The sequence below is a fragment of the Streptomyces sp. NPDC002680 genome (genome assembly GCF_042889145.1).
Classification (GTDB): Bacteria; Actinomycetota; Actinomycetes; order Streptomycetales; family Streptomycetaceae; genus Streptomyces; species Streptomyces adonidis.
On record NZ_JBIAQP010000016.1, the window covers coordinates 60,986 to 78,979 of the forward strand.

The following is a 17,994-nucleotide window of genomic DNA, read 5'->3' on the forward strand; positions in this document are numbered from 1 at the left end:
TTCGCTACAGGCGGCCTGGTCCCGCGATCGTCCGGCGGGGCGGCGATGTGACGCCTCGTCACCGCTGGTTCCGGAGTGCCGAGAGTGCCGTGCCGTACCGGCAACTGTTCCGTCCCGGCAAGGATCTTGAGGCGACCCGTGACTCCTGTGGCACACCGGGTGTTGGTAACGGGAGGAGTGTCTCGGCGAGTTGGCGGCCGGCGGGGCGGCAGAGCAGTGGAGCAGCGGGGAGTTGGGGCATTGGGGTTGCGGGAGTCCATGGAGACGGGGGAGCGCGCCGGAGCGCGGGAATCCCGGGCGGCTGTGCAGGTGGACGCGGATATCGAGGTGTGCGCCGGCGCGCGCGGGGCGCACGAGGGGATTCTGCGGCGCCAGTCGGCGCGTGAATCGTCGGCACGCACCTACGCGCGCGCCCTCCCGATCGTCCCCGTACGGGCACGCGGGCTGACGATCGAGGGCGCCGACGGCCGCCGCTACCTCGACTGCCTCTCGGGCGCGGGGACCCTGGCCCTCGGGCACAACCACCCCGTCGTGCTGGAGGCGATCCGCAAGGTGCTCGACTCGGGGGCGCCGCTGCACGTCCTCGATCTGGCGACCCCCGTCAAGGACGCCTTCATCACCGAGCTGTTCCGCACCCTGCCGCCCGGACTCGCCGACCACGCGCGCGTGCAGTTCTGCGGACCGGCCGGGACGGACGCGGTGGAGGCCGCTTTCAAGCTCGTACGTGCCGCGACCGGCCGCACCGGCATGCTCGCCTTCACCGGCGCCTACCACGGCATGACCGCCGGTTCGCTCGACGCCTCCGGCCACGCGGCCGACGTACGGGTCGCCCGACTGCCCTTCCCCCAGGACTACCGCTGTCCGTTCGGGATGGGCGGTGACCGGGGCGCCGAACTCGCCGCCCGCTGGACCGAGTCCGTCCTCGACGACACCAAGTCGGGCGTGCCCCTGCCCGCCGGGATGATCCTCGAACCCGTCCAGGGCGAGGGCGGGGTGATTCCCGCGCCGGACGCCTGGATGCGGCGTATGCGGCGGATCACCGAGGACCGCTCGATCCCGCTGATCGCCGACGAGATCCAGACGGGAGTCGGCCGCACCGGCGCCTTCTGGGCGGTGGAGCACAGCGGGGTCACCCCCGACGTGATGGTGCTGTCCAAGGCCATCGGCGGCAGCCTGCCACTGGCCGTCGTGGTCTACCGCGACGACCTCGACGTCTGGGAACCCGGCGCCCACGCGGGCACGTTCCGCGGCAACCAGCTCGCCATGGCCGCCGGCACGGCCACCCTGGCGTACGTCCGCGAACACGGCCTCGCCGAACGCGCGGCCACCCTTGGCTCCCGCATCATCGCCCAACTCCAGCAGTTGACGGCGGAGTTCCCGATCATCGGCGATGTGCGCGGACGGGGCCTGATGATCGGGGTCGAACTGGTCGAACCGGGGGAGGGGCAGCGCGCGGGGACCGCTGATGACGGGGGTGCCGATCCGGAGGTGTTCCCGCGCCCCGCCGGAGGAGGCCCGCGCCCCGCCGCGCCCCAACTGGCCACCGCCGTACAGCGGGAATGTCTGCGCCGTGGCCTGATCGTCGAACTCGGCGGACGTCAGGCGAGCGTCGTCCGTCTGCTGCCGCCGCTGACCATCAGCGACGAACAGGCCGACGCGGTACTCGACCGACTGTCCGACGCCGTGGCGGCGGTGGCGCGCGGCCACACCGAAGGCCGCCCGCTTGCCCCCCACTCCGAGCGAGCGGGATAGCCAGGCCAGACGCCCACCCCGGTACTCCCACCCCGCACTCGACCAACCCCCACGAGGAACCGTCTTGAACAGCACCCCCGTACCCGAAGGCCGTTCCCACCCCACCCCCGCGCGGGACACGGTGCCCCGGCAGAAGGCAGCCGCAGGGAGCGCCCAGTGGGCGCGCGGTGCCACGGCCGATCTCCTGGAACACCTCGACCCCCACACCGCGGCCCAGGCCGCCGCCACCGAGAACCTGCTGCGCTGCTGGGTACGGGAGAACAACCTCACCGCCCCCACCGACGGCACCCTCCGCATCCCCCTCCCCACCAGCGGCACCGCCCTGCTGGCCCCGGTCCACTACTGGTCCCCGACCGGCTGGCACCGCTTCGGCCTCCCCCACCTGGCCGACGCCCCCGCAGGAGCCCCGGCCGCCGACGCGGTCACCGTCGCGACCCTGCTCGCGAGGGAGGCGTACGACGGCCCTAAGGCGGCGGGGACGGACAGCGGCCCGGGGAGCGACGCCTCACCCTCTCGCGCCCCCGCCGTCCTGCCCCCCGACGCCGTCGACCTGGTCGCACGTGTCGCCGACTCCGTCCGGCGTACCGCAACCTTCATCAGCGACCGGCGGGCACAGCCGGCCGACGGGCCCGACCTCTTCCTCGCCGCCGAGCAGGCGCTGCTGCTAGGCCATCCGCTGCATCCGACCCCGAAGAGCCGCGAAGGGCTCGCCGAGGCCGAAGCCCGGCTCTACTCACCGGAGTTGCGCGGCTCCTTCCCGCTGCACTGGCTGGCGGTGGCCCCCTCCGTACTCGCCACGGACTCCGCCTGGACCGAGGGCGGCCGCCCCGTCCGCGCCGAGCAGCTCACCGAGCGGCTCGTCGGCGCCGCACTGCCGCTCCCGCTGCCTGACGGCTACGCGGCCCTCCCCCTGCACCCCTGGCAGATCCGCGAGACCCGGCACCGCCCGCAGACCGCCGCCCTGTTCGAGGCCGGGCTGCTCCGCGACCTCTGCACCCATGGCTCCCCCTGGCACCCCACCTCCTCCGTACGCACCGTCCACCGCTCGGGCGCCCCCGCGATGCTGAAACTCTCGCTGGGGCTGCGCATCACCAACTCCCGGCGCGAGAACCTCCGCAAGGAACTCCACCGGGGCGTCGAGGTCCACCGGCTGCTGCGCGGCGGACTGGCCAAGCAGTGGCAGTCCGCGCACCCGGGCTTCGACATCGTCCGCGATCCGGCCTGGCTCGCCGTCGACGACCCGGACGGCAGCCCCGTCACCGGCCTGGACGTGGTGATCCGGCACAACCCGTTCCACCCGGCGGACGACGTGGCCTGCATCGCCGGACTCGTCTCGCCCCGGCCCCATGCCCACCTGGAGGACCCGGCCCCGCGGTCCCGGCTCGCCGCCGTCATCACCCGCCTCGCCGGACGAACCGGCCGCCCGCGCGGAGCCGTAGCCACCGAGTGGTTCCTGCGCTACCTGGAGCAGGTCGTACGGCCCGTGCTGTGGCTGGACAGCGAGGCGGGCATCGCCCTGGAGGCCCACCAGCAGAACACCCTGCTCCTGCTGGACGGCGACGGCTGGCCCAGGGGAGGCCGCTACCGCGACAACCAGGGGTACTACTTCCGCGAGTCCCGGCGCGCCGAACTCGACTCCCGGCTGCCGGGCATCGGCGAACAGAGCGACACCTTCGTCTCCGACGAGGTCACCGACGAACGCTTCGCCTACTACCTGGGCATCAACAACGTCCTGGGCCTCATCGGCGCGTTCGGCTCCCAGCGTCTAGCCGACGAACAGCTTCTGCTCGCCGCCTTCAGGCGCTTCCTCGGCGACATCGTCTCCGGTCCCGCCCGACTGCGTACGTCCCTGCCCGGCCGGCTGCTGGACTCACCCGTCCTGCGCTGCAAGGCCAACCTGCTCACCCGGCTGCACGGACTCGACGAGCTGGTCGGCCCGGTCGACACACAGTCCGTCTACGTCACCATCGCCAACCCCTTGCATTCCTGATGCCCCAGACAGCCAGAAACCCCCTTTCACCCCTGAGGAACACGCCACACCCCATCTCATGAGAGGAGCGTCCCGTGCCCCCTGCCGACGCCCGTACCGCCCCGACCGCCGACCTCCGCACCGTCGGCGACAGCGAGGACACGCTGGAGCTGCGCCTGCCCGCCGAGTTCGTCGCGATGTTCGCCGACGATCTCCTCGACCGCATCGGGGACTGGGGGCCGAGCCGCACACTCGCGGGCTCGTTCCAGCTCGTCCCCGTCGAGGTCGAGCGCGATCTCCCGTTGATCGGCCGCTGGATAAACGACCCCACGGTGGCCACCTTCTGGGACCTCGCGGGCACCGAGTGCGTGACCGAGGCCCATCTGCGGTCCCAGCTCGACGGCGACGGACGCAGCGTCCCCTGTCTCGGCGTGCTGGAGGGCACCCCGATGAGCTACTGGGAGATCTACCGGGCCGACCTCGACCCACTGGCCCGGCACTATCCCGCCCGTCCGCACGACACCGGAGTGCACCTCCTGCTCGGCGGTGTCGCCGATCGAGGGCGCGGCCTTGGGAGCATTCTGCTCAGAGCCGTCGCCGACCTCGTCCTCGACAACCGTCCTTCCTGCGCGCGCGTGGTCGCGGAGCCCGACCTGCGCAACACCCCCTCGGTATCGGCCTTTCTGACCGCCGGCTTCCGGTTCTCCGCCGAGCTGGACCTGCCCGGGAAGCGGGCCGCCCTCATGGTCCGGGACCGAGGCGTGCGCGATGCGTTGTAGCGCCGTCACTTCTCCCGCCTTGATCACCCGATTGTCAGTGCCGCCCCGTAGGGTGGTCGGGCTATGACGAAGCCCTCACTCCCTGAACTCCTGCATGCTGCCGTCACCGCTGTCGGCGGTACGGAGCGCCCCGGCCAGGTGACCATGGCCGAATCCGTCGCGGAGGCGATCGACGACGGCTCCCATCTGCTGGTGCAGGCAGGCACCGGCACCGGAAAGTCGCTCGGCTACCTCGTGCCCGCGCTCGCACACGGGGAGCGAGTCGTAGTCGCGACGGCGACCCTCGCCCTGCAGCGCCAGCTCGTGGAGCGCGACCTGCCGCGCACGGTCGACGCACTGCATCCCGTGCTGCGCCGCCGCCCCGAGTTCGCGATGCTCAAGGGGAGATCCAACTACCTGTGCCTGCACCGCCTCCACGAGGGTGTGCCGCAGGAGGAGGACGAGGGCCTCTTCGACCAGTTCGAGGCGGCGGCGCCCACCAGCAAGCTGGGCCAGGACCTGCTGCGCCTGCGCGAGTGGTCCGACGAGACCGAGACCGGCGACCGCGACGGCCTCACCCCCGGTGTCTCCGACCGGGCCTGGGCGCAGGTATCCGTCTCCTCCCGGGAGTGCCTGGGCGCCACGAAGTGCGCGTACGGAGCCGAGTGCTTCGCCGAGATGGCCCGGGAGCGGGCCAAGCTCGCGGAGGTGATCGTCACGAACCACGCGCTGCTCGCGATCGACGCCATCGAGGGCGCGCCCGTCCTCCCGCAGCACGAGGTGCTGATCGTCGACGAGGCGCACGAACTGGTCTCGCGGGTCACCGGAGTGGCCACCGGCGAACTCACTCCCGGCCAGGTCAACCGTGCCGTGCGCCGCGCGGCCAAGCTCGTCAACGAGAAGGCCGCCGACCAGCTCCAGACCGCGGCCGAGGGCTTCGAACGGGTGATGGAGCTGGCCCTGCCCGGCCGCCTGGAGGAGGTCCCGGAGGATCTCGGCTACGCCCTGATGGCGCTGCGGGACGCCGCCCGCACGGTGATCTCCGGGATCGGCGCGACCCGCGACAAGTCGGTCCAGGACGAGGACGCGGTCCGCAAACAGGCGCTGGCCTCGGTGGAGAGCGTGCACGACGTCGCGGAGCGCATCGCGAACGGCTCCGAGTGGGACGTCGTCTGGTACGAGCGGCACGACCGCTTCGGTGCCTCCCTGCGGGTCGCCCCCATGTCGGTGTCGGGCCTCCTCAGGGAGAAGCTCTTCACGGACCGCTCCGTCGTCCTGACCTCCGCGACGCTCAAGCTCGGCGGCGACTTCAACGGCGTCGGGGCTTCCCTGGGCCTGGCCCCGGAGGGCACGGCGGGCGACGACCTCCCGCAGTGGAAGGGCGTCGACGTCGGCTCGCCCTTCGACTACCCGAAGCAGGGCATCCTGTACGTCGCCAAGCACCTGGCGCGTCCCGCGCGCGACGGCGACCGCGGGGACATGCTCGACGAGCTGACGGAGCTGATCCAGGCGGCGGGCGGTCGCACGCTCGGCCTGTTCTCCTCGATGCGGGCGGCCCAGCTCGCGGCGGAGGAACTGCGGTCCCGTATCCCCGAGTTCCCGATCCTCCTCCAGGGCGAGGAGACCCTCGGCGAGCTGATCAAGAACTTCGCGGCGGACCCGAAGACCTGTCTGTTCGGCACGCTGTCGCTCTGGCAGGGAGTCGACGTCCCGGGCGCCAGCTGCCAGCTGGTGGTCATGGACAAGATCCCGTTCCCGCGCCCGGACGACCCCCTGATGAGCGCCCGCCAGAAGGCCGTCGAGGACGCCGGGGGCAACGGCTTCATGGCAGTCGCCGCCACCCACGCGGCCCTGCTCATGGCCCAGGGCGCCGGCCGCCTCGTACGGGCGACGGGGGACCGCGGTGTGGTCGCCGTACTGGACCAGCGGCTGGCCACGGCCCGGTACGGGAGCTATCTGAAGGCGTCCCTGCCGGACTTCTGGTACACCACGGACCGCAATGTGGTCCGGCGCTCACTGGCCGCGATCGACGCGGCGGCGAAGCAGACGGAGGACGCCGAGACGGCAGAGGCGTAGACGTCACTGTGCGGGCCACCGACCGAGGTCGGTGGCCCGCACAGTGACGCACCTGCGCACACGGGACAGCACAGGGCCCCGGAACCGGCGCAGGGGTCCCGGGGCCCGGTCGGGGGCGGGTCCCGAAGACCCGCCGCCTCCCGCAGCTCTCACACGCGGCGGAGCACCGCCACCACCTTGCCGAGGATCGTCGCCTCGTCGCCGGGGATCGGCTGGTACGCGGAGTTGTGCGGGAGGAGCCAGACATGGCCGTCCTCGCGCTTGAAGCGCTTGACCGTGGCCTCGCCCTCCAGCATCGCGGCCACGATGTCGCCGTTCTCCGCGACGGGCTGGCGGCGGACCGTGACCCAGTCGCCGTCGCAGATCGCGGCCTCGATCATCGAGTCACCGACGACCTTCAGGACGAACAGCTCGCCGTCGCCCACCAGTTGGCGGGGGAGCGGGAACACGTCCTCGACCGATTCCTCGGCGAGGATGGGACCGCCGGCGGCGATCCGTCCCACAAGTGGGACATAGGACGCCGCGGGTTTGCCCGCGGTGTCCGTGGGCTGCACGGAAGCCCCTTGGTCGGAACCACGCACCTCATAGGCGCGCGGGCGGTGTGGATCGCGGCGCAGGAATCCCTTGCGCTCCAGGGCCATGAGCTGGTGTGCGACCGATGAGGTACTGGAGAGGCCGACTGCCTGCCCGATCTCGCGCATCGACGGCGGGTAACCGCGTCGCTGCACGGAGTCCCTGATGACCTCGATCACGCGCCGTTGCCGGTCGGTGAGTCCCGAGCTGTCCGCTCGGATTCCTGGAGGTCGCCCAGGGAGGGACCGCTTGTGTCCCTCGGGATTCGTGGCTTCGTTCATCGCATGCACCGGCTCGAGTCGGCCCTGGGAGCGGTCCTGGGCAGTGATGGTGGCACTGTCTGCGGTGGTGGTCACGTCGGCCCCTCTCGATGGTCTCCCGTGCAGTGCAACGGTAGTTGCTTTCGAAAGGTTGCGCCAAACACACGTTCGAGTGAAAAATTGAGGATGGCCTGCCGCGATCAGATGTTTGGGTGTATGGCTCATGCCGTGCCGGGCGGACAAAAGGGCTGATTGTTGTACCCTTCACCGCCGAGGTGACGGCCTCGTGGGCCGGTGCCCAAGTCTGCCACCCGGGAGCCCGTCAACCGGGATTCGCCCCTCGTCGCGCGCGGTTCTCACCGTATCTCCGCATGTTCCGCAGCGGTATGGCCGTGCGGCACATGCCAATACGGGTGCGACACGCGGATACGCGATGGATGTACGGGCCAATCCCCACATCTAGTGGTTGGATTGCGGCAGTAGCCCAGAAGTTGTGGTCCCCCGGGTCTTCGGTCCCTCGGGCATCGCCTATGCTGGGGGCTGCTTCGAGGGGCCCGAGGGGTTCCGAGAGGCCATTGAGTCTGCTGTGAGGGAGGGTTGGAGACCATGCACTGCCCCTTCTGCAGGCACCCCGACAGCCGCGTCGTCGACAGTCGTACGACCGACGACGGCACGTCGATCCGCAGGCGCCGCCAGTGCCCCGACTGCTCTCGCCGGTTCACGACCGTCGAGACGTGCTCGCTCATGGTGGTCAAGCGGTCCGGAGTCACCGAGCCTTTCAGTCGTACGAAGGTCATCAACGGCGTGCGCAAGGCATGCCAGGGACGACCTGTCACCGAGGACGCACTCGCCCAACTCGGCCAGCGGGTCGAGGAAGCGGTGCGGGCCACCGGAAGTGCCGAGCTGACCACCCACGACGTGGGGCTGGCCATACTCGGTCCGCTGCAGGAACTCGACCTCGTCGCCTACCTGCGATTCGCGTCCGTCTACCGGGCGTTCGACTCGCTGGACGACTTCGAGGCCGCCGTCGCGGAACTCAGGGAAACATCGCGCCGCCCCGCCGAGGACGAAGAAGACCCGGATGTGGGGCGCCAGGAAGACGACCGCGGGAGCGGAGGGACCGCTCAGGTCCCCGTGCCCGCCAACGCCGCCGACTGACCGGCGGGCCGGACCCGGACGGTGTGTTCGGAGTTCGGCCCCGGCCGGGTGACGGCGATCCAAGGACCTGCTGCGGGCGGCGTCGAAGGGTGCCCGCAGCACGAGAAACAACACCGTGTCATGGGAACAACGTGACACTTCTGGGCGTTTTGCCCGATACAGGGAGGCGGCATGACAGAGACGGCGAGCGGTCCGGCACGGAGTTCCCGCGCCAAGGGCAGCACCAAGGCGAGCAAGGGGCTGCGCATCGAGCGCATCCACACCACCCCCGGCGTGCATCCGTACGACGAGGTCGAGTGGGCGAGCCGTGACGTCGTCATGACCAACTGGCGCGACGGCTCGGTCAATTTCGAGCAGCGTGGCGTCGAGTTCCCCGCCGAGTGGGCGGTGAACGCGGTCAACATCGTCACCAGCAAGTACTTCCGCGGCGCTGTGGGCACCCCGCAGCGTGAGGTGAGCCTCAAGCAGCTCATCGACCGCATCGTGAAGACGTACCGGAAGGCCGGCGAGGACTACAAGTACTTCGCCTCGCCCGCCGACGCCGAGATCTTCGAGCACGAGCTGGCGTACGCCCTCCTGCACCAGATCTTCAGCTTCAACAGCCCCGTGTGGTTCAACGTCGGGACCCCGCAGCCCCAGCAGGTCTCGGCCTGCTTCATCCTGGCCGTCGACGACTCCATGGAGTCGATCCTCGACTGGTACAAGGAAGAGGGCATGATCTTCAAGGGCGGCTCCGGCGCCGGCCTGAACCTCTCCCGGATCCGCTCCTCCAAGGAACTGCTCTCCTCCGGCGGCAACGCCTCGGGGCCGGTCTCCTTCATGCGCGGCGCGGACGCCTCGGCAGGAACGATCAAGTCGGGCGGCGCCACCCGCCGCGCGGCCAAGATGGTCATCCTCGACGTCGACCACCCCGACATCGAGGACTTCATCGAGACCAAGGTGAAGGAAGAGGAGAAGATCCGCGCCCTGCGCGACGCGGGCTTCGACATGGACCTGGGCGGCGACGACATCACGTCCGTCCAGTACCAGAACGCCAACAACTCGGTCCGCGTGAACGACACGTTCATGAAGGCGGTCGAGGCGGGCGGCAAGTTCGGGCTCACCTCCCGGATGACCGGCGAGGTCATCGAGGAGGTCGACGCCAAGGAGCTCTTCCGCAAGATGGCCGTCGCGGCCTGGGCCTGCGCCGACCCGGGCATCCAGTACGACGACACGATCAACCGCTGGCACACCTGCCCGGAGTCCGGCCGTATCAACGGCTCGAACCCGTGCAGCGAGTACATGCACCTGGACAACACGTCCTGCAACCTCGCCTCGCTGAACCTGATGAAGTTCCTCAAGGACGACGGCAAGGGCCGCCAGTCCTTCGAGATCGACCGCTTCGCGAAGGTCGTCGAGCTGGTCATCACCGCGATGGACATCTCCATCTGCTTCGCGGACTTCCCGACCCAGAAGATCGGCGAGAACACGCGCGCGTTCCGCCAGCTCGGCATCGGCTACGCCAACCTCGGCGCCCTGCTGATGGCGACCGGTCACGCGTACGACTCCGAGGGCGGCCGTGCCCTGGCCGGTGCCATCACCTCCCTGATGACCGGCACCTCGTACCGCCGCTCCGCCGAACTCGCCGCGGTCGTCGGCCCGTACGACGGCTACGCCCGCAACGCGCAGCCGCACCTGCGGGTCATGAAGCAGCACGCCGACGAGAACGACAAGGCCGTCCGGATCGACGACCTGGACACCCCGATCTGGGCCGCCGCCACGGAGGCCTGGCAGGACGTCGTCCGCATCGGCGAGAAGAACGGTTTCCGTAACGCGCAGGCGTCCGTCATCGCCCCGACCGGCACCATCGGTCTCGCGATGTCCTGCGACACCACGGGACTTGAGCCCGACCTCGCGCTGGTCAAGTTCAAGAAGCTCGTCGGCGGCGGCTCGATGCAGATCGTCAACGGCACGGTCCCGCAGGCCCTGCGCCGCCTGGGCTACCAGGAGGAGCAGATCGAGGCGATCGTCGCCCACATCGCCGAGCACGGCCATGTGATCGACGCCCCGAGCCTCAAGCACGAGCACTACGAGGTGTTCGACTGCGCCATGGGCGAGCGGACCATCTCCGCGATGGGCCACGTCCGCATGATGGCCGCGATCCAGCCCTGGATCTCCGGTGCCCTGTCCAAGACGGTCAACATGCCGGAGACGGCGACCGTCGAGGAGGTCGAGGAGATCTACTTCGAGGCCTGGAAGATGGGCGTCAAGGCGCTCGCGATCTACCGCGACAACTGCAAGGTCGGTCAGCCGCTCTCCGTCAAGAAGAAGGAGGACGAGAAGACCGAGGTGACCGCGAAGGCCGAGGCGACGATCCGTGAGGCCGTCGAGAAGGTCGTCGAGTACCGCCCGGTCCGCAAGCGCCTCCCCAAGGGCCGTCCCGGCATCACGACGTCCTTCACGGTCGGCGGCGCCGAGGGCTACATGACCGCCAACTCCTACCCGGACGACGGTCTCGGCGAGGTCTTCCTGAAGATGTCCAAGCAGGGCTCGACCCTCGCGGGCATGATGGACGCCTTCTCGATCGCCATCTCGGTGGGTCTGCAGTACGGCGTGCCGCTGGAGACGTACGTCTCGAAGTTCACGAACATGCGCTTCGAGCCGGCCGGTATGACGGACGACCCCGATGTCCGCATGGCCCAGTCGATCGTCGACTACATCTTCCGTCGCCTCGCGCTGGACTTCCTGCCCTTCGAGACGCGTTCCGCCCTCGGCATCCACTCCGCTGAGGAGCGCCAGCGTCATCTGGAGACGGGTTCTTACGAGCCATCCATCGACGATGTAGAGGTCGACATCGAGGGCCTGGCCCAGTCGGCGCCCCGCGCGCAGGAACTGAAGGCCGTGGCGACCCCGAAGGCCGCGGAGACGCCCGCGCCCGTGCTGCAGCAGGTGCACACCAGCGCCGAACTGGTGGAGATGCAGCTGGGCATCCAGGCGGACGCCCCGCTGTGCTTCTCCTGCGGCACGAAGATGCAGCGGGCCGGGTCCTGCTACATCTGCGAGGGCTGCGGGTCGACCAGCGGTTGCAGCTGACCAGTGAGTGAGGGAGGGGCACCGGCTTCGCGCCGGTGCCCCTCCTTCGTCGTGTCGTGGGCCACGTAATCTCCGTCCATGGATGACAAGTCGCAGCGTCACGACGGTGAGATCGGTGAGCTTTCGGCGGCTGCTCGGGCGGCCGCTCTCGACGCGCTGGTCGTGGATCTCCGTTCCCCGGATCCCGTGGTGCGTGACGAGCGCGCCTATGTCACGGCTGTCCGCTGGATACCCGACCTCGACGCGGCGGAGCGGCGGTGGCTCGGGGACCGAATGGCCGGGCTGTTCGACGATCCCGGCGTTCAGGCGCGTGCGTTCGCTCCCCTTGTCCTCGCGCGGATCGTCGACGTGGGGGACTGGCGCCAGGAGTGGTGGGAGGCGTTCGCCGGGTGGTACCCGGGGGAGGCCGATCTGCGCGGGTACGACACCACGCTCGGCTGGGTGCACGCCGCCGCGCACGGCGCCGATCTGCTGGCGGCTCTCGCCCGGCGCCCGCAGCAGGATCCCGCACCGCTGTTCGAACTGGCCGTCCCGCGGCTGCTGGCCGGCACCGACCATGTCTTCGACGCTCAGGAGGACGACCGGATCGCCCGTGCGCTGGCCCAGGTTCTGTGCCGGCCCGGGCTCGGTGTCGCCGAGTCCGTGGGATGGCTGGACACGGTCTCGGCGGCGTTCCGGACGGGGGAGCCGGGGCCGGTTCCCCCGTGGGCCTCCAACACCATGCGTACGCTGCGCATGCTCTATCTGCTGGTGGACCGCGGACTGCTGGCACCGGGAGGGGACGGCCCGCCGAGCACGGTCACCCATCGGGAGGCCGTGCTCGATGCCCTGGTCGCCACCCTCGCGATCGTCACGCCCTACCTGCCCTCCCCTTGAGGGGAGAAATCAGGTCTGACGTGTGCGGCCCATCGTCCTGGTGAACGTCGCGGGATCGTCCTCGAAGCCCTGGACGCCCGCGTGGAAGTCCCACGAACCGGTCTCGTCGCGGACGAACTCCCCGACCGTGGCCGCCGTAGACCCCAGAACGCTGCCGAAGTCGTCCTCGGCCAGGACGCTGTAGCCCTCGCGGATGCGCAGACCGGGCTTGATGACGCTCACGAACGTCCGGTGCGTGGAACGCTGTTGGATGATGACACCGACCACCACGCGCGTGTACTGCGCGGCCAGGCGGTCGAACTCCAGCGTCATGACCTCGTCCCAGCCGAAGCCCTTGCCGTCCTTGCTGTCCCGGTTGAGCGTGATCGTGCCGTCCGGGGACCGGCTGTCGAAGTGCACCACATAGGCGGGATCGCCGTACGGATCGGTCGCCGGGTAGGTCGCGGCGACGATGTCGAGATCGGTGGGCGGCTGCCCCGCCGGACTCGGATCCCACTTCAGTGAGACTTCGGCCTTGCGGATCCCCTTGTTGAGGGCCTTCACCAGACTTCCCTTCCCCGTTCGCCGTGTGCGCTCGCTCCAACTGCCGGTACATCACAGCTGGTTGTCCATCGTGCCACGCGCGCGGGGGCGCTCGCGCGGTTGTACTCCGCCCGAGCGTGACCGGCGCCACGCTCCGTGGCCTTACGATGGCGCGGTGCTGGTCAAGTGGATTCGCTGCACCGTGGTGGACCGCCGCGGTTTCGAACGGGGGCAGCGAAAGTGGGCGGGACTTCTGGGGGAGCCGGGATTCCGGGGGCAGGGCGGGGGCTGGAGCCGGGGGCGTCCCGGTGTGGCACACGTCTTCGCCTTCTGGGAGAGCCGTGCCTTCTACGACTCCTTCATGGCCCGGTCCCATGACCGGCTCGCCACCACTCAGTCGGGCACGTTCAAGGAACAGCAGGTCAAGCTCTTCGACCACCGGTTCGACGTGAAGACCGGTTTCGAGCCGCGCTTCACGGACTCCGACCTGGTACGGGTCGCGCACTGCCGTGTCCACGAGGAGCGCGCCGAGCACTTCGCGCTGATGCAGGAGAAGGTCTGGAACCCCGCGATGGCGGGCTCGCCCGGCATGGTGCGCGGGCTGTTCGGCGAGGCGCCGGGGAACGAGTTCCTGATCCTGTCGATGTGGCAGTCGGCCGCCGAGCACGGCAAGTACCGGGCCGAACGCGTGGAGCGGCTGGCGCTGCGGGCGCAACTGGAGGCGGATGTCGCAGCCCTCGCCGGTGACATCGTCGAGCTGGAACCCAGCTGGATAGTCTGAGGATCGGCATCAGATCAGCACTCTGAGTGCTCCAATGCGCACGACATGTGTGACATACGCCGTATAGAGACCGTGCGAGTGCCCGCTCGACGCCGACCCGATCTAGGGTTTTGGCATGGTAAGACCACGGCGCATCGTCCTTGTCCGGCACGGCGAGTCAATGGGCAATGCCGATGACACCGTCTACGAACGCGAGCCCGACCATGCCCTGGCCCTCACCGAACGAGGCTGGCGGCAGGCGGAGGAGACAGGCAAACGGCTGCGCGAGGTGTTCGGGCGGGAGCAGGTCAGCGTGTACGTCTCCCCGTACCGCCGTACCCACGAGACCCTCCGCGCGTTCAGTCTGAACCCCGACCTCATACGCGTACGCGAGGAGCCCCGGCTGCGCGAGCAGGACTGGGGCAACTGGCAGGACCGGGACGACGTACAGCTGCAGAAGGCGTACCGGGACGCGTACGGGCACTTCTTCTACCGGTTCGCCCAGGGGGAGTCCGGCGCCGATGTGTACGACCGGGTCGGCGGCTTCCTGGAGAGTCTCTACCGCAGCTTCGAGGCCCCCGACCATCCGCCCAATGTGCTGCTGGTGACCCACGGTCTGGCCATGCGGCTGTTCTGCATGCGCTGGTTCCACTGGACGGTCGCGGAATTCGAGTCGCTGTCCAATCCGGGGAACGCGGAGATGCGGATGCTCGTTCTCGGGAGTGACGGCAGGTACACCCTTGACCGGCCGTTCGAGCGCTGGCGTGACCCGGAATCGTACGGAATCAGCGGTTAGGGTGGCAGGCGATGACCGCTGACTCCTCTCCTGCTTCCACCTCGTATTCGTACGAGCGCCTGGAGTGCGCCCTGGCCAGCCTGCGCGGGCTCGCGGTGGGGGACGCGCTCGGGTCGCAGTTCTTCGTGCCCGTGAACCACCCGCTGCTGGGGCTCCGCGAACTGCCGCCCGGCCCCTGGCAGTGGACCGACGACACGGAGATGGCGTGCTCCGTGGTGGCCGTACTGGCCGCCCACCGCCGCATCGACCAGGACGCTCTCGCCCACTCCTTCGCGCACCACCACGACTTCGACCGTGGGTACGGTCCCGCGGTGAACCGGCTTCTGCGGCTGGTCCGGGAGGGCGGCGACTGGCGCGAGCTGGCCTCCGCCCTGTTCAACGGGCAGGGATCCTGGGGCAACGGCGCGGCCATGCGCATCGCTCCGCTGGGCGCCTGGTACGCGGACGATCCGGAGCAGGCGACCCACCAGGCGGAGATCTCGGCCTACCCCACGCACCAGCACCGCGAGGCCGTGGTCGGCGCCATGGCCGTCGCCGCGGCCGCCGCCCTGGCCGCCTCCTCGGACGGCCCGCCGAGCCCCGGTGCGCTCCTCGACGGCGTCATCGCGCTCGTCCCGCGAAGCGCCGTCGCCGCCGGGCTGCGGCGTGCCCGGGACATGCTCGACTACGCCGACGCGAGCACGGTCGCGGCAGTACTTGGCTGTGGCCGGCGTACGTCGGCGCACGACACCGTGCCCTTCGCGCTCTGGTCCGCCGCGCGCGCCCTGGGCGACTACGAAGAGGCCTTCTGGACCACGGCCCAGGCGGGCGGCGACGTGGACACGAACTGCGCCATCGTGGGCGGTGTACTCGCGGCGGGGAAGGCGGGCGCACCGCCGTCGGCGTGGCTGGAACGGACGGAAGCGCTGCCGGAATGGGCGCCGACGGGGGCGTAGCCCTGCTGTGTGCGGGCCCCTGGGGCGGGCTCGGGCGGGGAGTCCTTAGTGCCGGGGGCAGACGGAGAGGTGCGGCCACGCGCACGCGTGGGACCGGGAGAGCACTCGCGTCCTGTGGAGGGGCCGGGCGTGCGGCTCGCCCGTTCCACGCGCGGCGCGGGGTAGTCGCGTGAGCCGCACTTCGGCTGAGCGGGCGTCGACGTGCCGCACGCGCGCACCAGGCCTGGGGCCGGGGTTGCGCGGCCGGGTGGGGGTGCCGCGAGTGCGGAGACGTCGCTGCGGCCGGAGAGGGGCGGTGCCGCACACGCGCGCGTGCGGCGCGGAACACCTCCTCGTTGGCGGGACGGTCACCGGTGGTGCCGGAACGCGAGCGTGGGGCACCAAGTCGATCGCGGTGTCGACCGGGGCCTCGACGGTGTGCGGCACGCGCGTGCGTGCACGTCCAGGAGCGCGCAACTGGGGCGAGGGAGAGCCTGGCGAGGTGCCGCGCAGCCGTGGCTGTCTCGGTGGGCGCCCGTGGCGCGGGGCGCTGCCGTGGCGTCGCCAGGCCGCGGGACGCCGTCCGCGTGGGCGATGCCTGAGCACGGCCCGCAGCGCCGCTGCTGACACGGCGCGCAAAGTGACGTACGCGTGCCGGCGGAGTGACCGCAGGGCACCGGACGTCGTCGGGCGACAGGCTGGTGGGGGCCACGCAGCCGTACGTCGCTCCGGTGCTCGGAGCGACGTACGGCTGCCGTTGTTCGCCGCGACCCCACAGGCGCCGCCTGCGGGCCCGCTGCCGGGAGATCAGCCGCCCGCCGGACCCGCGGTGCTCGCCGTGCCCGACAGAGCCTCCAGGTCGCTCTTGCGGACGCGGATGACGAACCAGGCGGTGGCGAGGGCGAGTAGGGCCATCGCGGCGGCCGGGATGAAGGCCGTTGAGATGCCGTGGGCGAGCACCTCGTGGCTCCAGGGGGCGGGGAGTTGGTTCGTCCTGGCGAACTCCGCCTTCTGTTCGGGCGTGGCCTCGGCCATGAAGTCGGCCACCTGTTTCGTCGCCTCGTTGCGGCTGGCCGCGCCGAACACCGTCGTCAGGATGGACAGGCCGAGCGAACCGCCCACCTGCTGCGTGACGTTGAGCAGCCCGGACGCGGCGCCCGCCTCGTGCGCGGCGACTCCGGAGACAGCTGTCAGGGTCAGCGTCACGAAGTTCAGGCCCATACCGAAGCCGAACACCAGCATCGGGCCGAGCACCCCGCTGACGTACGAGCTGTCGGGACTGATGAAGGACTGCCAGATGAGGCCGAGAGCGGCCAGCGCCGACCCGACCACCATGAACGGCTTCGGCCCGAGGACCGGCAGGAACCGCTGCGACAGGCCCGCGCCGATGGCGATGGCGAAGGTCACCGGAAGGAAGGCGAGGCCCGCCTCGATCGGCGTGTAGAGCAGCACGTTCTGCACGAAGAGGACGATGAAGAAGAACATGCCGAACATCGCCGCGGCCAGGCTCAGCATGATCACGTACGTGCCCGAGCGGTTGCGGTCGGCGAACATCTTCAGCGGGGTGATCGGCTCCTTGGCGCGCATCTCCACGAGGACGAACGCGGCCAGCAGGATCACCGCAGTGCCGAACGACGCGAGGGTGAGACTGTCCCGCCAGCCCTGCTCCGCCGCGCGGATGAAGCCGTAGACGAGGGACGCCATGCCCAGCGTCGAGGTCAGCGCGCCCACGAGGTCGAAGCGGCCGGGATGGCGTTCGGACTCACTGATGTACAACGGCGTGAGCACGGCGATCACGAGGCCGATCGGTACGTTGACGAAGAGCACCCAGCGCCAGTCGAGCCACTCCGTGAGCATGCCGCCGGCCAGCAGACCGACGGCGCCGCCGCCCGCCGAGACGGCGGCGAAGACCCCGAACGCCCGGTTCCGCTCCGGGCCTTCGGCGAACGTGGTGGTGATGAGCGCCAGCGAGGTGGGCGACGCGATCGCGCCACCCACGCCCTGGAGGGCGCGCGCTGCCAGCAACTGCCAGGGTTCCTGGGCGAGTCCGCCCAGCAGCGAGGCGGCGATGAACACCAGGATGCCGGTCAGGAAGACCCGGCGGCGGCCCAGGATGTCACCGGCCCGGCCGCCGAGCAGCAGCAGACCGCCGAAGGTGAGCGTGTAGGCGCTGACCACCCAGGTGAGGTCGGTGGTGCTGAACTTGAGCGCGTCTTGAATGTGCGGCAGCGCGATGTTCACAATCGTCGCGTCGAGTACCACCATGAGTTGGCAGGCCGCGATGACGGTGAGCGCTATGCCGGGATGCCCCTCCCGGCGGGCCGCACCAGGTTTCCGGTCCTTCATCAATGAAGAGGTAGTCACTATGGGTCCCCCATAAGAGCACTAGTGAACGCTCGCGTTCACTGTTGCGTCGAACGGTAGTGAGTCCCCGACAGTGAACGCAAGCGTTCACTGAAGCCGCCGCCGTGTCGCACTCCGGTCGCCCGGGTAATCTCTGCGATTCAC

The 17,994-nt window shown here is 70.1% G+C and carries 13 protein-coding genes; 10 read left to right on the plus strand and 3 right to left on the minus strand.

What is annotated here, in order from left to right:
• The first annotated feature begins 258 nt into the window (after positions 1-258).
• From ACFYXF_RS35625 to ACFYXF_RS35640, 4 genes are all read left to right on the plus strand, one after another.
• Positions 259-1,752, plus strand: coding sequence for a diaminobutyrate--2-oxoglutarate transaminase family protein (locus tag ACFYXF_RS35625; RefSeq protein WP_389356076.1), 1,494 nt, complete (start codon positions 259-261; stop codon positions 1,750-1,752).
• A gap of 64 nt (positions 1,753-1,816) precedes the next feature.
• Positions 1,817-3,742 carry an IucA/IucC family protein gene (locus ACFYXF_RS35630; RefSeq protein WP_389356078.1) on the plus strand — a complete coding sequence of 642 codons (1,926 nt, stop codon included), beginning with the start codon at positions 1,817-1,819 and terminating at the stop codon, positions 3,740-3,742.
• A gap of 74 nt (positions 3,743-3,816) precedes the next feature.
• The gene (locus ACFYXF_RS35635) at positions 3,817-4,500 is read left to right on the plus strand and encodes a GNAT family N-acetyltransferase (protein ID WP_389356080.1); all 684 of its coding nucleotides are present in this window, start codon (positions 3,817-3,819) and stop codon (positions 4,498-4,500) included.
• Between the two features lie 63 nt (positions 4,501-4,563).
• Positions 4,564-6,555 carry an ATP-dependent DNA helicase gene (locus tag ACFYXF_RS35640; protein ID WP_389356082.1) on the plus strand — a complete coding sequence of 664 codons (1,992 nt, stop codon included), beginning with the start codon at positions 4,564-4,566 and terminating at the stop codon, positions 6,553-6,555.
• A 149-nt stretch (positions 6,556-6,704) separates the two neighbouring features.
• On the opposite strand, the gene lexA is transcribed toward ACFYXF_RS35640, so the two are convergent.
• Positions 6,705-7,484 (minus strand): transcriptional repressor LexA, encoded by a 780-nt coding sequence (gene lexA / locus ACFYXF_RS35645; RefSeq protein WP_053743545.1) that lies wholly within the window; start codon positions 7,482-7,484, stop codon positions 6,705-6,707.
• 510 nt (positions 7,485-7,994) lie between these two features.
• On the opposite strand from lexA, the gene nrdR reads away from it, so the two are divergent.
• The 3 genes from nrdR to ACFYXF_RS35660 all read left to right on the plus strand — a co-directional run bounded on the left by nrdR (position 7,995) and on the right by ACFYXF_RS35660 (position 12,494).
• Complete coding sequence (nrdR, locus tag ACFYXF_RS35650; RefSeq protein WP_389356085.1) at positions 7,995-8,546, plus strand: transcriptional regulator NrdR; 552 nt, start codon at positions 7,995-7,997, stop codon at positions 8,544-8,546.
• Between the two features lie 171 nt (positions 8,547-8,717).
• Positions 8,718-11,618: a vitamin B12-dependent ribonucleotide reductase gene (locus tag ACFYXF_RS35655; protein ID WP_389356087.1), complete on the plus strand. Its 2,901-nt coding sequence runs from the start codon at positions 8,718-8,720 to the stop codon at positions 11,616-11,618.
• A gap of 78 nt (positions 11,619-11,696) precedes the next feature.
• Entirely contained in the window at positions 11,697-12,494 is a 798-nt protein-coding gene (locus ACFYXF_RS35660) for a DUF2785 domain-containing protein (RefSeq protein WP_389356089.1), read from the plus strand.
• 9 nt (positions 12,495-12,503) lie between these two features.
• Here ACFYXF_RS35660 and ACFYXF_RS35665 read toward each other — a convergent pair whose 3' ends face one another.
• Positions 12,504-13,037, minus strand: coding sequence for a TerD family protein (locus ACFYXF_RS35665; RefSeq protein ID WP_389356091.1), 534 nt, complete (start codon positions 13,035-13,037; stop codon positions 12,504-12,506).
• A gap of 154 nt (positions 13,038-13,191) precedes the next feature.
• Between ACFYXF_RS35665 and ACFYXF_RS35670 the strand changes: the two genes are divergently transcribed.
• The 3 genes from ACFYXF_RS35670 to ACFYXF_RS35680 all read left to right on the plus strand — a co-directional run bounded on the left by ACFYXF_RS35670 (position 13,192) and on the right by ACFYXF_RS35680 (position 15,507).
• On the plus strand, positions 13,192-13,797 hold the full coding sequence (locus ACFYXF_RS35670; RefSeq protein ID WP_389356094.1) for a YdbC family protein: 606 nt from the start codon (positions 13,192-13,194) through the stop codon (positions 13,795-13,797).
• Between the two features lie 115 nt (positions 13,798-13,912).
• Entirely contained in the window at positions 13,913-14,572 is a 660-nt protein-coding gene (locus ACFYXF_RS35675) for a histidine phosphatase family protein (protein WP_389356096.1), read from the plus strand.
• A gap of 11 nt (positions 14,573-14,583) precedes the next feature.
• Complete coding sequence (locus ACFYXF_RS35680) at positions 14,584-15,507, plus strand: ADP-ribosylglycohydrolase family protein (protein WP_389356098.1); 924 nt, start codon at positions 14,584-14,586, stop codon at positions 15,505-15,507.
• 786 nt (positions 15,508-16,293) lie between these two features.
• On the opposite strand, the gene ACFYXF_RS35685 is transcribed toward ACFYXF_RS35680, so the two are convergent.
• Positions 16,294-17,850: an MFS transporter gene (locus ACFYXF_RS35685; RefSeq protein ID WP_389356100.1), complete on the minus strand. Its 1,557-nt coding sequence runs from the start codon at positions 17,848-17,850 to the stop codon at positions 16,294-16,296.
• Positions 17,851-17,994 lie beyond the last annotated feature (144 nt).